Here is a 16,528-nt window from a genome sequence, read left to right on the forward strand (position 1 = left end):
TCTATTTTTGTGGCCCGGTATTCCGGGTCACTTTTTTTATTAAATAGTGGAAATACAGATAACTTAACCAGTTCAGGTTGATGTTTTAAAGGGGAAATTACTAAAAAGATAATATTTTAATAAATATATGGAAAACCCTGTCGATAATATATATGAAGAAAAATATTATAGAAGAATAAGTTAGGTACGTTTTCCTTATACATCTTCTATTATCTTCTAACTATTGGCTCATTTTGTAGAAAATTGTAATATTTAGCCTCTTTTTAATCAGTTTTTGCTATACTGATTTTATATGAAAACTAAGAGGGAGGGTTTTTTTAATTTTTTTAAGGGGGATAAAAGGCATGTACAAAAAAATCTTAATTGCATCATTGGTCATTTTGTTATCTATATCTTTGGTACCAATTTCTAATGTTAAAGCTGCCGAAACAATTTCTATTAAACTAGTAAATTACATAGGTAATAAAACCTCGATTGAGGTAACGACAAATGGAAGTTATCGTGTTAAAGATAACAATCAAAACACTAGGATTACCGGAAATGATCGGTTTGATGTAGCAAACAGTATTGCTGATAAGGTTTGGGATAGCAATTCTGATACAGTTATACTGGCTTACTATAATGCATTTGCTGATGCATTAGCAGCGGCACCGTTAGCTTACAAGAAGAATGCACCAATTCTTTTAACGCAAACAGGATTTTTAACAGAGAAAACAAAACAAAAAATTATAGACTTACAACCTAGAGAAGTTATTATTGTTGGCGGTCCTGGAAGTGTATCCAATAATGTGCTTAATCAGGTTGATTCGATTGTATCTGATGTCCGCAGAATAGGCGGAGCTGACCGATTTGAAGTAGCTTACAAGATTTCAAGAGAATTAGGATCCACTAATACAGCAATTGTTACAAACGGTTTAGTATTTGCGGATGCTCTTTCAATTGCACCGTATGCTGCCCGTCAAGGATACCCAATCTTATTAACCACTAAGGATTCTTTACCTACTAAAACTAGACAAGCATTAGAAGAGGGAAGGATTTCAAACACATACATCATTGGTGGAACAGGTAGTGTGAGTAATAACATTAATGTTCCTTCACCAACTCGAATCGGTGGGGCAGATCGGTTTGAGGTTGCGACCAATATCGTAAGAAAACTAAATATGCCAACAGAAAAAGCATATATGGCTACAGGTATGAAGTTTGCAGATGCATTAACTGGTTCAGTACTTGCTGCAGAGCAAAAAGCCCCTTTACTGCTGACAATACCAGATCGTTTACCTGGCACAACAGACAGGTTAATTGAAGATTACGGAATGGCTAATTTTACGATTCTTGGGGGACCTGCGTCGGTAACTGATCAAGTGATGAATAGTTTACCGAATTACATTCCGATTGATTCAGGGATTAATTACTATGTGAAAAAGAGAAACAGTGGAATTGCTTTATACAGGGGGGCCACCCTAGTTAAGGACTTCGGAAACACAAGTTTTGTTCTAACACCTGGACAATATACAGCGTCAAAACAGATTAGAATAAATGATCGTCCTTATTTAGGTGAAATGCAGTTCAAATTGGAAGATGGATATGTACGCCCTATTAACTTAAATATTCCATTTGATGATTATTTGAAAGGAGTAGTTCCTAATGAAATGCCTGCAAGCTGGCATTCAGAAGCATTAAAAGCTCAGGCTGTTGCAGCCAGAACCTATTCAATTGATGAAGTTGGAAACGTAGTTAAAGATAATCAAAGCTTCCAAGTCTATGGTGGATATATGTGGAATTCGGGCACTTATTCCGATTCAAACAAAGCGGTTGAAGCAACAAGTGGTAAAGAATTGTATTACAATAATCGTTTGATCAGTGCAGTCTTTTCCTCCAGTAATGGGGGTATGACAGAATCTAATGCAAATGAGTGGGGAAGTACTCCTTTACCATATCTTCCGGTTCAACCTGATACTTTCGATGATGTAACTTGGGGAATCGAGCTTCATAAGACACAAATTGATATGTTCTCCTATAATGATAACCTAAAAAACCCAGGACATTGGTGGGAGAAAATTGATGAAGTAGATGACAAGTTTGCAGATAATATAAAAGACTGGTTAAACACAAAGGCGGAATATAAGAACACAGAGATTAAACTAATATCAATCCCTGAATTTTCGATGAATTTAAATGACACTTATAACAGTGGAAGAAGTAAATATGGAAGATTGAGAGTAGAGTTTTATGCTAGAGATCGTGATACAGGAAATTACAGATACGACACTAATGGATATATTAAAAAATACACAGTTGATACTGGACAAACTCTCGCAAGTGATATACGGGTTATCCTAGGAACTTTATACTTTAAGAGTACTTATATAACGAATTTAGATTCTTCTGGTGCCTCATATCAAGTTTCAGGAAGAGGCTTTGGCCATGGAGTTGGAATGAGTCAACACGGAGCAAAGGGTAGAGCGGAAGCAGGTATTCCGTATGAGGAAATATTAGAATTCTATTATCCTGGAACAATACTTAAATAAATAATTAATCAATAATAAGTAATAATTTTGACACTTATACCTTGTGACAAGTTGCATATAGGGATTTACTACCTTACTCGTTACATTCACACACAGGGTATAGGTGTCGTTTGTTTATTACTTACTTAAAACAAGGAGATGAACGTATTGAAAAAGGTCATCATGCTGCTTGCTTTTATGTTATTTTTTACAACACCTGTAATGGCAGCAGATACACAAATTTCTCGAATTTCAGGTGAGGATCGGTTTGATGTTGCGAGAAATGTGTATGAACAAGGATGGAGTTCAGCAAACACTGTTGTATTAGCCAATTATAAAGCTTTTGCAGATGCTCTTGCAGCAGCTCCACTAGCCTATAAACACAATGCTCCTATTTTCCTAACTGAATCTAATCATCTGACAGATAAAACTAGGACTAAATTAGAGTCTATACATCCTTCAAAAGTATACATAGTAGGTGGTAGTGGTAGTATTTCTGATCGGGTTTTCCGTGAGGTAGATTCACTTTCGGGATCTGTTCAAAGGATTGGAGGATCAGATCGATTTGATGTTGCTGCTAATATAGCTCGTGAAATGGGTTCTACTAATAATGCAGTTATAGCAAATGGGATGGTATTTGCGGATGCTCTATCAATTGCACCTTATGCTGCAAGACATGGATATCCTATTCTACTAACTGAGGATACAACATTACCACAAACAACTTCTAATACTCTAAAAGCCCTTGGGATAAATGATACAATTATTGTTGGTGGGACGGGGAGTGTAGGACAGGGAGTAGCAAATGACTTGCCTTCACCAATGAGAATTGGGGGAAGTGATCGTTTTGAGGTCTCGTCCAATATTGTTAAACAATTAAATTGGAATCCTTCAAAGGCTTATGTGGCGACAGGGCTAACATTCGCCGATGCTTTAACGGGCTCTGTTCTTGCTGCGAAACAAAATGCCCCGATTTTATTAACAATGCCGTCTGATGTTTCAAATTCAATTGAAGATATTATTCATCATAAAGATTTAAATCATTTTGTTATTTTGGGTGGTACTGGGTCTGTTTCTACAAATGTAAACTCTCAACTAAACCATATGACACAATTAACTGGTAAATTGATTGTTTTAGATCCAGGACATGGCGATCATGATTCGGGGGCAATTGGTAATGGTTTATATGAAAAGAATGTTGTTTTAGATGTTGGTATTAAAACAAGGGATAAGCTTGAGGCAGTCGGAGCAAATATTATCATGACTCGTGACAATGACACATTTGTTGAACTATCAGACCGTGTGAAGATAGCAAACAGTGCTGGTGCCGATTCCTTTATTAGTATTCACGCAAATGCATTTACATCAAGTTCCGTAAATGGAACTGAATCTTATTGGGATAGTACGTACAAGGCAAGAGAAAGTGAAGAGCTTGCTGCAGAAATACAACCAAGACTGATAAATAGACTTAACACAGATGACCGCGGTGTTAAACATTATGATTATTACGTATTAAGACACACTTTAATGCCAAGCGTTTTACTTGAACTGGGATTTATTACGAATCCTGAAGATGCAGCGAAACTGGCAAGTGAATGGTACAGAGGTCAGGCAGCTAAGGCGATTCTCGACGGAGTTCTTGCATACTATAATTAAAATAGGGAGGGATAAAAGTTGAAAAAATTTTTCTTGGCGGCTGTTGTACTGTTTTTAATGGTACCATCAATGACTTATGCAGCTGGGGATCCACAGATTAATAGATTAGATGGAGCAGATCGGTTTGAAGTTGCTGTCAATGTTTCAAATGCAGGGTGGCCCAATGGTTCAGAAACGGTTTTCATTTCAAATTATAAAGCCTTTGCTGATGCGTTATCAGCAGCACCTTTAGCGTATCAGTTAAACGCACCTATCCTATTAACGCAAAAGGATATCTTTACGAAAACAACTAGAGACGAAATTGTAAATCTACATCCTAAAAAAGTATATGTAGTAGGTGGTCCTGGAAGTGTTTCTGATCACGTATTAAATGAGATAAAAAAAGTAGTACCTGATGTTAAACGTATAGGTGGTACCGATCGGTTTGAGGTAGCTCATAATATTGCAAAGCTTATGAGTCCGAGTAATACAGTTGTAGTAGCAAATGGGCTCAAGTTTCCAGATGCTCTTGCAATTGCACCGTATGCATCAAGAAAAGGATATCCGATTTTACTTACACAGTCCAATGTACTGCCTCCTAAAACAAAAGTTTTGACAGAACAAGCTTCTAATACCATTGTGGTCGGTGGTGAAGCGAGTGTCGAACCTTCAGTTTATAATCAATTGAATAGTCCGCAAAGAATTGGTGGGGCTAACCGATTTGAAGTAGCTGCTAATATTATCCGAGATTTAAGCCCAAATACGGATAAGGTATTTCTAGCAACTGGATTGAAGTTTGCAGATGCATTAACGGGTTCTGTTCTAGCAGCAAAACAGCAAGCTTCATTACTATTGGGAATGCCTGATTATTTACCAGATGAGACTGATAGGGTAATCGATGAAAAAGGAATTAATAGTTTTACGATTCTTGGTGGTACTGGATCAATTGGTTCCTGTGTTGTAGGTGAACTTAAGAATGTACCGCTTGCCTGTAAAACAATTGTATTAGATCCTGGCCATGGTGGTTTCGATAGCGGTGCTGTAAATGGATCCTATGATGAGAAAACTCTAAATCTCCAATTTTCAGAAAAGATTAAACGGCATCTCGAAAGTTATGGTGCAAGTGTATTAATGACACGTTCGGGTGATGTTTATCTTTCGTTAAGTGAACGAACAACTTTCGCTAATGAGAGAAATGCTGATTTGTTGATAAGTATTCATCATAATGCAAGCTATGATGAGAATGCGAAAGGAGTCAGTACTTTTTATAGTACGTATAGACCTGGTATAGATACTACCGATGTATTTGTGACTTATCAGGGGAATCGATATCCTTGGGTAAGGGAAGATACATCAGCGGATCTTTTCTATTATAATGATCACGGAACCATGCGGTCAGCCAACTATAATTATGATGGCATAATGGCATATGACACCGTTTCACCACGACCAGAAGCGATAACGAGTAAAAACTTAGCACCTGTACTAGACAGTGCATTGTTATATGGGGAAATTGATAACAATAGAGGTAATCATGACCAAAACCTTTATCTCACGAGGTGGGCGAATGTACCTTCTGTTTTAATAGAAGCTGGTTTTGTTTCTAATGACAGTGAGGTCCGACTACTTGCGAATCAATCGGTCCAAGAAGCTCGTGCTAAGAAATTTGCTACAGCGGTTAAACATTTTCTTGTAAACAACTAACAACTAATTCAAAAAATGTGGCTACCTTATATAAAGGGTAGCTATGTTAGAATTTAGTAAATTAGTTCCATAACTAGGAAGTTTTTCCATGGTAGGATTGTCAGGTATTAGGAGAATTAGGGGGAGGGTAAAATGAAGAAAGTTGTGACTTTGTTTTTAGGACTTTATCCAGAAATTCCTATTGTTAAGTAGAATATGATTTTTGATTAATTCGAGTAACTTTTAAACTAGCACTCTCTTATTAGCAATCAAGCTGAAGGTACAATTTATAGGTCTTATACATCATTGTTTAATTTAAAAGAAAGAGGTTTTATGGTTTGCGCAAGTTTATTGTTATCTTACTATTTATTTTATTACTTTTTCAGACTGGGGATGTGCTGGCTGCGGGTAATCCCCCGGAACGTTTGGCTGGGGAAGATCGTTTTCAGGTCGCAGTTAATGTATCTGTTAAAGGGTGGACATTCGGTGCTGACACAGTTGTCCTGGCTAATTATAAAGCATTTGCAGATGCCCTTGCCGCTGCTCCGTTGGCATATAAGGAAAACGGTCCTGTTCTATTGACACAAAAGGATTATTTAACCAGAGCAACAAGAGAAGAGATCGAGAGACTGAATCCAAAGGAAGTCATTATTGTAGGTGGCTCGGGTAGTGTATCAGAACAAGTTTTTCAAGAAGTGGATCGTATTGTTCCAAGTGTAAGAAGAATTGGTGGGAAAAATCGATTTGAAGTTGCTTATCATATTTCAAAGGAGTTAAATGGATCGAGCACAGCCATTGTTACAAACGGACTTAAATTTCCTGATGCTTTGACGATCGCACCATATGCGGCAAGAAATGGATTCCCTATACTTCTAACAATGGAAAATGAGTTGCCGGACGAATCGGTAAAAGCGTTGTTTGGAAAGCAAAAAGCAATAGTGGTTGGCGGACAGGGTAGTGTAAGTGAAACTGTGTTCAATCAGCTTCCAGACGACCGCCAACGAATTGGAGGTGCTGACCGATTTAAGGTAGCCACAAATATTGTAACGAAATTAGAGTTAAATACAGAAGGAGTATACATTGCAACAGGTCTTACTTTTGCCGATGCTTTGACAGGTTCTGTACTGGCAGCAAAAGAAAATGCACCATTACTTTTAACATGGCCCGATCGTTTGCCTGAGTCAACAAAAAATCTAATACGAACGAAAAACATACAAAACTTCGTTGTCTTGGGTGGGTCAGGCTCAGTTCAATCTAGTACAGCATCAGAGCTTACTGATAAAATAAAAGTAACAAGCCCAGTCGTTTATTTTGTTCCTCATGCAGATGATGAAGTGTTAACGTATTCTGTCGATATTCGAAATCAAATTACCCTAGGCCGAGAAGTTTATCTTGTATTACTTTCCAAAGGTGAAGATTCAGGGGCAAGAGAAATTTTAAACGGGGTCTATGACGATGATCCAACAATACATCCGAAAACGGGACAAGAGGTTTATTGTATTATCCATAAAAGAGTCCATAACCCTGAAGAAGAGGGTTATCTTCATGGACATCTAACCGAGGCGGTATTTGGAGATTTACGGGTAAAGGATTTTTATCGGGCTTCCGAAGAAATGGGAATTCCAGAAGATCACTTGTTTAGTAGTATCGTTCCTCTTAATGAGTTTACTCCAGACAATGTTAGAACAGTGATGGAATCTTATTTATCAAAATATCCTAAAGCAGATTTTCGTACTATGTCTATGTTTGACGGTCATGAGCCGCATGCAGTATTAGGTAAAACGTTGAAGCTTTTAGAGAATGAGGGGGCAATTAGTCCTTTTAAAACATTATATTTTGTCTCCATTTATACTGAACGGTTTATAAACAAACAGATACCGTTGCAAAAATATAAAGAAATAATGCACGATTCTAAGGATTTAAAATATATCCACGCAGGAATCAAAGCTTATGAAGATTTCAGACCAAAAGAGGGCATTTATGAAATAGGGTATCACTCCGTAGCCTCTCAATTTGATGCTTTCTTAAAAAATATTTATACGAACTTTCATTATTAAAATTATTTCTGAAGCTAGTTCCAAATATTGATGACTCTTGGGTTAGCTTTATTTTTTTGCACTTATTAATTAAACGTTATTCGCAATTAAATTATATAACTGTTTATAAGACGGGAACTTTTTATATCAGCGAATCGTCTATACATTATACGAAGGAAAATCAAAAATCAATCACTTTATCAAAGTTTATCCATATATCCCTACAAAATTCAAATCCAGTCTTGTTAAGATTATGTAATCAGAAAATAAGTGAATGATGTTGTAGTCTTTTTAGAAAAATAAACACAAAATGGCATAATCTTTTTATACTGATAAATTTACCCCTACAAAAATTCAATAGTAACCGAAACCTAAGATTGAGGAGACATTTATAATTAAAAAAATGATTGATTTTCGTCGAATTTATGGTACTCTTACCTAGAATGAGGTTAACTTAGAAGGAGATACAATTATGGACAAAAATATGATTTTCGCATTAATTGCATCCTTTATCACTGTCCTGATCATAACTCCATTTATTATAAAATTTGCAATTAAAATTGGCGCAACAGATAATCCAAACACCCGTAAAGTACATGAAAAGGTCATGCCCCGTCTTGGGGGATTAGCTATTTTTATTGGTTGTGCAACTGGATATTTTGCAGGTGGGTTATATGATGAACAATTAACTGGGATTTTAATTGGCGCAGCACTAATAATCGGCTTAGGTATCATGGATGACGTATTAGAGCTCTCCGCTATTATGAAATTACTCGGACAAATAATAGCAGCTGGAGTTGTGGTTGCAACGGACTTGAAAATTGATTTTATCAGTGTTCCATTTTTTGTAGAACGTTATGACTTAGGAATTTGGGCTTACCCTGTAACCATATTGTGGATTGTAGCAATTACGAATGCAATTAATTTAATTGATGGTCTCGATGGTCTTGCAGCTGGTATATCTGTAATAGGCATCGCTACAATTGCCTTTATGGCTGGGATGGCTGGTAAAGAATTAATTTTAACCTTAGCTTTAATTCTTATAGGAAGTACGATTGGATTTTTATTTTATAATTTCCACCCTGCTAAAATTTTCATGGGTGATACGGGAGCTTTATTTTTAGGGTATGCGATATCTATCCTTTCGCTACTAGGTCTTTATAAAAGTGTTACGTTATTCAGTTTCATCGTACCAATTTTGATACTAGGAGTACCCATTTTTGATACAACCTTTGCTATTATCCGACGAATTATTAACAAAAAACCTATATCTGCACCAGATAAATCACATCTGCATCATCGCATTTTAGCAATTGGATTATCCCATAGAAACACGGTTTTGGTTATATATGCATTAGGAATTTTATTTAGTATTAGTGCAGTGGTCGTTTCCGAAACTACACTTATAGGATCTTTGTTTATTCTCTTTGGACTTCTAGTTGCATTCCAACTTATTGCAGAAATGGTTGGCTTAGTGAATGATAAGTATAAACCATTCCTTAATTTCTATCGTAAAGTAACCGGAAGACAATAGGTAAAACCGTTTGTGAGATGCTTGTCACAAACGGTTTTTGTATAATATGTAAAATTTATTTAAATTTTCTGATACATAAAATGAATGAGGGTTTTAATGATTATGAAATCACAAACACTAGTATTAATTACTCAAAACTTTCCATATTTGCCTGGAGAACATTTTTTAGAAACTGAATTACAATTTCTTGCAGAGAAATTTGAACGGATTTATGTATCTCCTGTGGCTTATCAAAAAAACAATACTATAAGAAGCGCACCTGAAAACGTAATCGTAAAAGCATTGGAGCGTCAATTAAGTGCATCGAAATGTTTAACTTTTATCCAAAGAACCCTTTCTGTTTTGGGTGATCCCCAAGGCGTAAGATGGCTAGTATCTGACTGGAAAGAAGCTACTCGTTTTGGGTTGAAGGGTATATTAAAGCTTATTAATTGGGTAAGCATGGCGGTTAACATACGGAAACAGCTTGAGACGGAGTATGTTAATGGAAATCCATCGTTGAGATCCTATGTGTTTTATTCGTATTGGTTAAGCCCTGCGGCTATTGCATTAGCTATGCTTAAAGAAAAAAAGGATAACATAATAGTGGTGTCCCGGGCCCATGGTGGTGATCTATATGCTTACCGCCATACACCAGCATATATGCCATTACAGCCAAGAGTAATATCAAAATTAAGCAAAGTTTACCTAATATCAGAAGATGGCCGTAATTATCTAGAAAAGAATTATCGAGATATCCAATTGTCAAACTTAGAAGTCAGTCGACTCGGAACGCTGAAACCCGGACAAGTCAATTACGAAGCCGGAGAAGAAGGACTACACCTAGTGACATGTTCTTATATGTTACCGGTAAAAAGGTTATCCCTATTAATTGAGGCTCTTAATCATATAAAAACCCCAATTAAATGGACTCACATTGGTGATGGTCCTTTAAAGGAAGAATTGATCAGTCTTGCTAATAAACTACCAAGTCATGTGCAATGGGATTTTATTGGGAATTTAACAAACAAAGAAGTGCTAAAATTTTATCTTGAGGAAAATGTAGACTTATTTATAAATGTTAGTGAAAGTGAAGGTGTTCCAGTTTCAATTATGGAAGCCTTTAGTTGTGGTGTCCCAGTTATTGCTACAAATGTTGGCGGAACAGCTGAGCTTGTTAATGAGAAAAATGGAAAGTTATTGAACAAGGACATAGCACCAATCCAGATTACGAATGCTATTGAAGAGTTCGGAGCATTAATGGTAGAAAATAAACTAACAAAAAGTAGTAATGCTTATAATATGTGGTCTACCCATTATAATGCTGAAAAGAATTATTGGGAGTTTGCTAAACACTTGTATCAATTAGGGGAAATGAATATTTATGAAGTCCAATAACAGCTTTGCCAAAAATAGTTTAATTACAATTACAAGGCAATTTTTAAGCATTTTATTAGGTATGTTTTTGTTGGTTCTTTTGGCAAATTATCTTGGTAAAACAGGGCAAGGGAAATATACATTAATTATCCTACTACCACAGTTATTGATGACCTTTTTAAACATGGGAATCAACACATCTACGATTTATTATGTGAGTAAGGATGAGATCGATCTCAATTCAGCAGTTAAAAATAATCTTTTTGTTGGTGTATTCTTAAGCTCTATAGCTGTAATTGTAGGGATTATTATAACCTTTTTCTTTTCAGAGCAATTTTTTGAGGATACGTCTAACATGTTATTGCTTATTAGCTTAATCGGATTACCATTTATGTTTCTGAATATTTATTTTCAAACAATCTTTCAGGGATTGCAGCAATTTGGGATATTCAACACCATTCTAATCATTACTCAACTAGGAACCCTTTGCTTTGTTACTTTGTTCGTTGTAATTATGGAACAGGGATTAAAAGGGGCGGTCATTTCTTTTATTCTCGGTCATTTCATTACAACGATATCAATTATTTACGTTTTGTATAAAAAGTACCATTTTAGATACAAAAAAGGTATATTATCTTTAGTGTATTTTAAGAAATCTGTATTATTCGGCTTGAAGGCCCACATAAGTAATGTGATGTCTTTTTTGAACTATAGGGTAGATATTTTATTACTTGGATATTTTATAAATCCTGCTGCTGTTGGTATCTATGTAATAGCAGTTAATATAGGAGAGCGCTTATCAATCTTTGCTCAATCCTTATCCAGTGTTCTGCTGCCTAGAATTGCTTCGGTTAATAATGATATCGACAGAAATCGAGTGACCGCGATTCTTACTAGAAATTTCTTGGTTTTTATTGTTTTAATATCACTATCAATTTTTCTTTTTGCAGATATACTGATTGATGTATTTTTTAGCGAAGATTATGAGGAAAGCTCTTTATTGTTAAGGTGGTTACTTCCGGGTATTGCAGCCTTGTCGGTGGAGAAGCTACTTTCAAATGATATAGCAGGTAGAGGAAAACCAGAATTAAATATGTACGTGTCAATCTTCAATGTGCTTTTTAATATTGGATTAAATTTGTATATGATCCCAACTTACGGGGTTGTCGGAGCAGCTGCCTCAACTACACTGACTTATCTCCAGAGTTTGGTCATTAAGGTTTTCTTATATAAAAAAGTAACAAATGAAAGATACCATAATTTTCTGTTGATTCAAAAGAAAGACATTTACCTGTATACTAGGATATTGAAGCAGTTGAAAGTAAGATTAGCTAAATCATAATGGGGGTACTTCATGAAGGTATTAATAACTGGCGGTGCCGGTTTTATCGGTACTTACACGAAAGAACTTTTAAAACGCGAAGGGCACGAGGTAGTTATTTTGGATAACTTAACTACGGGTAGTGAATCAAATATTAACGAAAAGGATGTCTTTTATAAAGGAGATATCCATGACCTTTCTGTTTTGGATAATGAAACTGGAATTAATGTCATAGTGCACCTTGCTGCCCAAATTCAAGTCCCGGTTTCAATTGAAGATCCAATATACGATATGAAACAAAATATTGAAGGCACATTAAAAGTCTTGGAGTTTGCTAAAAAATCAAAAGTTAAAAAAGTTATATTTGCATCTTCTGCAGCTGTGTATGGGGATAATGATAACTTGCCAATTCAAGAAGAGAGTAAACTTAAGCCTATGTCTCCTTATGGTATATCTAAAATGACTGCTGAAAAATATATTGAAACTCTTTGTGAAATAAATAACATAGATTACGTTATTTTAAGATACGCCAATGTATTCGGTCCAAAACAATCGACTAGAGGTGAAGGAGGGGTCATCAGAATCTTCTATGATGCCTTAGCTGAAGATCAACCACCACAAATTGAGGGTGATGGTGGTCAAACAAGGGATTTTATTTACGTAGAGGATATTGCGAAAGCACATCTCTATTCACTAAATACTAGTAGTGGTGTTTATAACGTCAGTACGAATAAAGAAATAACGATTAACGAGCTTTGTAAAATCATGATACAGGAGATGGAAAAAAACATATCCCCTAAACACATTGAAGCCCGAAAAGGGGATATTTACCGTAGTAAATTAGATAATACTAAATTTATTACAGCCTCGGGTTGCAAGCCGAGTTACTCAGTTGAAGCCGGTATAAGGAAAATGATTAAAGAACTTGAATAAAAAGGGGTTTAAGAAACATGAATTTTGCAATCGTTGGATGTGGACATATTGCTAAGAAGCACGCAGAAGCAATAAATAATGCAGAAGGTGCAAACTTATTTGCAGTATGCGATACAGTACCTGAACGAATGGCACCATTTATTGAACAAAATGATACAAAAGGGTTTACTAATTTAGATGATATGCTCGCTTTGAAAGAGATTGAAGTCATAAACATTTGTACACCAAGTGGCTATCATGCAGATATTGCGGTTAAATCAGCAATCGCAGGGAAACATTTAGTAGTAGAAAAGCCAATTGCGCTAACTATTAAGGATGCAGATCGAATAATTGATGCTTGTAGGGAAAACAATGTAAAGCTATCTGTTGTACATCCAAACCGGTTTCGCCCTGCAATTATGGAAACCAGAGCACTTATGGACGCTGAAAGATTTGGGCAATTAAGTCATGCAAATGCTACTGTTCGCTGGAACCGGAATCAGGAATATTATGATCAGGCACCATGGAGAGGCACCAAATCTTTAGATGGTGGAGTACTGATGAATCAGGCCATTCACAATCTAGACTTGTTGGTCTGGTTAATGGGAGAAGTAGAGGAAGTATTTAGCATGGGTGCTACAAGACTACGTAACATAGAAGCAGAGGACGTCTCCATCGGAACCGTACGTTTTAAGAGTGGTGCGTTAGGAGTAATTGAAGCAGCAACAACTATTTACCCTCGAAACCTTGAAGAAACCTTAAGCATCTTTGGTGAAACTGGAACTCTGAAGATCGGGGGAACAACTGCCAAACTTATTGAACATATAGACATCGAGGGCATGGATGACCAGGTTACGAATGATCTTATCGATGGCGTGAAGTCCGATCCATTAGGTAAGCCGGGTCACCAATGTATTATCGAAGACATGATTGAAGCAGTAAGTAATAACCGAGAACCTATCGTCACTGGTGAAGATGGTAAGAATGCTCTTGCACTAGTCATAGGACTATATGAATCAGCAGAAACTAACAGGCCTGTTAAATTATAAAGAACTGAAATGAGGGATTACAAAAATGTCTGGATCTAACCAAACTTCATTAAATCAAAATGCACAATCATTGTTTGATAAAATCGAAAATAAATCAGCAACTATAGGTGTAGTCGGCCTTGGATATGTAGGCTTGCCTTTAGCAGTAGAAAAAGCAAAAGCTGGCTATAAGGTAATAGGTTTTGATGTTCAAGAAAAACGTACTGATATGGTTAACCAAGGAATCAATTATATCGGGGATGTAGTGGACGAAGAACTTGTTGAATATACTCAAAATGGGACAATCCGAGCAACAACTGATTATTCATTAATTAAAGAGGTAGATGCAGTGGCAATCTGTGTCCCTACTCCACTAGATACTTATCAACAGCCTGATACGTCCTATGTAGAAAGCTCTGGAAAAGAAATCGCGAAATATCTCCACCCACAGATGTTAATTGTGCTTGAAAGTACAACATATCCGGGTACAACAGAGGAAGTGTTAAAACCAATTCTTGAAGGAACTGGTTTAACTTGTGGAGAAGAAATTTTCATCGCTTATTCGCCAGAACGTGTTGATCCTGGTAATAAAGTGTACAATACGAAAAATACTCCAAAAGTAGTTGGTGGAATCACACCATCATGTACAAAAATTGCCGCTTCACTATATCGGAACGTACTAGAAGGAGATGTACATGAGGTATCAAGTCCATCTGTAGCCGAAATGGAAAAGATCCTTGAAAATACGTTCAGACATTTAAATATTGCTCTAGCAAATGAAATGGCGATTTTGTGTAACAAAATGGGTATTGATGTCTGGGAAGTAATTAACGCTGCTGCAACAAAGCCTTATGGGTTTATGGCGTTTTATCCAGGTCCGGGGCTAGGTGGCCACTGTATTCCTATTGATCCATTTTATTTAACATGGAAAGCAAGAGAATATAACTATCACACGCGTTTAATCGAAATTGCGGGCGAAATTAATAATAGTATGCCTGAATTCGTTATTGAGCGTTCCATGCAAATCTTAAATAAAGAAAAGAAACCACTAAACGGCTCAAGAGTAGTTGTGTTGGGGGTTGCATATAAAAAAGACATTGATGATGTGAGGGAATCTCCAGTATTGGATATTCTTGAACAATTAAAAGAGCAAGGAGCAGACTTCGTAGTCGTTGATCCTCACGTTAAATCATTTAAGCTTGGGGAAGAAGTAGTTGAACCTGTGGGTCTCTCGAACGATGTTTTGAAAGAAGCGGATTTAGTACTCTTAACTACCGATCATTCAGAGTTCGATTATGAATTAATCTCCGAAGTGAGTCCTGTTATTTTTGATACAAGAAACGCTCTAAAAGATTACAAAAAGCCTGAAAAGTATTACAAACTCTAAGTTAAAGGGGTGGCGTAGACAATACTCTACGCTAACTTTTTTTTGGATTCCTTTATTATAGATTGGAGTAATATAAATGAAATTCATTACAATTCTAGGAGCAAGACCTCAGTTCATTAAAGCTGCACCCGTTTCTAGGGAGATTAGAAAAAAACACACTGAACTTATTGTCCATACTGGGCAGCACTATGATAAAAATATGTCGGATATTTTTTTTGAAGAATTAAATATACCAAAACCTGATTACAGTTTGGAAATTGGAAGTTCTTCACACGGAAAACAAACTGGATTAATGCTAGAAAAAATTGAAGAGATCTTGCTAACAGAAAAACCCGATTACGTTTTAGTATACGGAGATACAAATTCAACTCTTGCTGGTGCATTAGCTGCAGCAAAGCTTCACATCCCGGTTGTTCATATAGAGGCAGGCTTAAGAAGTTTTAATAAACACATGCCGGAAGAAGTAAACAGGATTATGACTGACCATGTTTCAAAATATTTGTTTTGTCCAACCGAAACCGCAGTTAAGAACTTAAAGAACGAGAATGTCACCGAATTGATTATTAATGTTGGGGATGTAATGTATGATGCTGTTGAATATAATCGGCAGCTAGCAGAAAACAAATCGGGAATTTTGGAGTCGAATAAATTAGTCTCGAAAACCTATCATTTAATTACAGTACACAGAGCAGAAAACACGGATGATCCAAAAAGACTTACGAGTATATTAAAGGCTTTTGAACAGATTGTAGAGGAAAAGGTCTGGCCGATGCATCCGAGAACAAGAAATAAAATTAAAGAATATGGTTTGAATTTGGACTCAATACCAAAACTAACGGTCATTGATCCCGTTGGCTACTTAGACATGTTAAAGCTAGAGGCTAATGCAACCAAAATATTAACTGACTCGGGTGGAGTCCAAAAAGAAGCCTACTTTTTACGTGTTCCTTGTGTAACCATGCGTGATCAAACAGAATGGGTTGAAACACTGGAGTATGAAGCAAATATATTGGTCGGTGCCAACACAGAACAAATAATTGAAGCAACAGTAAAAAATGTAAAGCCGATTTATAAAGACCATTTTGGTAGAGCAGATGCTTCAAAAAAAATTGTTGAAGAAATTTTGTAA

11 protein-coding genes are annotated in these 16,528 nt (G+C 36.2%); all 11 read left to right on the forward strand.

The genetic code is table 11. The features are described 5' to 3' along the window. The first annotated feature begins 344 nt into the window (after window positions 1-344). The 11 genes from NON16_RS15180 to wecB all read left to right on the forward strand — a co-directional run bounded on the left by NON16_RS15180 (window position 345) and on the right by wecB (window position 16,528). Window positions 345-2,528 carry a SpoIID/LytB domain-containing protein gene (locus NON16_RS15180; RefSeq protein WP_257350238.1) on the forward strand — a complete coding sequence of 728 codons (2,184 nt, stop codon included), beginning with the start codon at window positions 345-347 and terminating at the stop codon, window positions 2,526-2,528. A gap of 147 nt (window positions 2,529-2,675) precedes the next feature. After that, window positions 2,676-4,163, forward strand: coding sequence for a cell wall-binding repeat-containing protein (locus NON16_RS15185; protein WP_257350239.1), 1,488 nt, complete (start codon window positions 2,676-2,678; stop codon window positions 4,161-4,163). An 18-nt stretch (window positions 4,164-4,181) separates the two neighbouring features. After that, the gene (locus tag NON16_RS15190; protein ID WP_257350240.1) at window positions 4,182-5,846 is read left to right on the forward strand and encodes an N-acetylmuramoyl-L-alanine amidase; all 1,665 of its coding nucleotides are present in this window, start codon (window positions 4,182-4,184) and stop codon (window positions 5,844-5,846) included. 317 nt (window positions 5,847-6,163) lie between these two features. After that, window positions 6,164-7,882 (forward strand): cell wall-binding repeat-containing protein, encoded by a 1,719-nt coding sequence (locus NON16_RS15195; RefSeq protein ID WP_257350241.1) that lies wholly within the window; start codon window positions 6,164-6,166, stop codon window positions 7,880-7,882. Between the two features lie 451 nt (window positions 7,883-8,333). Then, window positions 8,334-9,395: a glycosyltransferase family 4 protein gene (locus NON16_RS15200; RefSeq protein WP_257350242.1), complete on the forward strand. Its 1,062-nt coding sequence runs from the start codon at window positions 8,334-8,336 to the stop codon at window positions 9,393-9,395. A gap of 96 nt (window positions 9,396-9,491) precedes the next feature. After that, window positions 9,492-10,772 carry a glycosyltransferase gene (locus tag NON16_RS15205; protein WP_257350244.1) on the forward strand — a complete coding sequence of 427 codons (1,281 nt, stop codon included), beginning with the start codon at window positions 9,492-9,494 and terminating at the stop codon, window positions 10,770-10,772. Continuing rightward, window positions 10,759-12,093 (forward strand): flippase, encoded by a 1,335-nt coding sequence (locus NON16_RS15210; protein WP_257350245.1) that lies wholly within the window; start codon window positions 10,759-10,761, stop codon window positions 12,091-12,093. Before NON16_RS15205 ends, NON16_RS15210 begins: the two co-directional genes overlap by 14 nt. Before the next feature lie 12 nt (window positions 12,094-12,105). Next, window positions 12,106-13,005 (forward strand): NAD-dependent epimerase/dehydratase family protein, encoded by a 900-nt coding sequence (locus NON16_RS15215; protein ID WP_257350246.1) that lies wholly within the window; start codon window positions 12,106-12,108, stop codon window positions 13,003-13,005. Between the two features lie 17 nt (window positions 13,006-13,022). Beyond that, window positions 13,023-14,033, forward strand: coding sequence for a Gfo/Idh/MocA family protein (locus NON16_RS15220; RefSeq protein ID WP_257350247.1), 1,011 nt, complete (start codon window positions 13,023-13,025; stop codon window positions 14,031-14,033). Window positions 14,034-14,058: 25 nt separating this feature from the next. Beyond that, the gene (locus tag NON16_RS15225; protein ID WP_257350248.1) at window positions 14,059-15,399 is read left to right on the forward strand and encodes a nucleotide sugar dehydrogenase; all 1,341 of its coding nucleotides are present in this window, start codon (window positions 14,059-14,061) and stop codon (window positions 15,397-15,399) included. Window positions 15,400-15,475: 76 nt separating this feature from the next. After that, on the forward strand, window positions 15,476-16,528 hold the full coding sequence (wecB, locus tag NON16_RS15230; protein WP_257350249.1) for a non-hydrolyzing UDP-N-acetylglucosamine 2-epimerase: 1,053 nt from the start codon (window positions 15,476-15,478) through the stop codon (window positions 16,526-16,528).

The sequence above is a fragment of the Pseudalkalibacillus decolorationis genome (genome assembly GCF_024609785.1).
In the GTDB taxonomy this organism is placed as follows: domain Bacteria; phylum Bacillota; class Bacilli; order Bacillales; family Fictibacillaceae; genus Pseudalkalibacillus; species Pseudalkalibacillus decolorationis.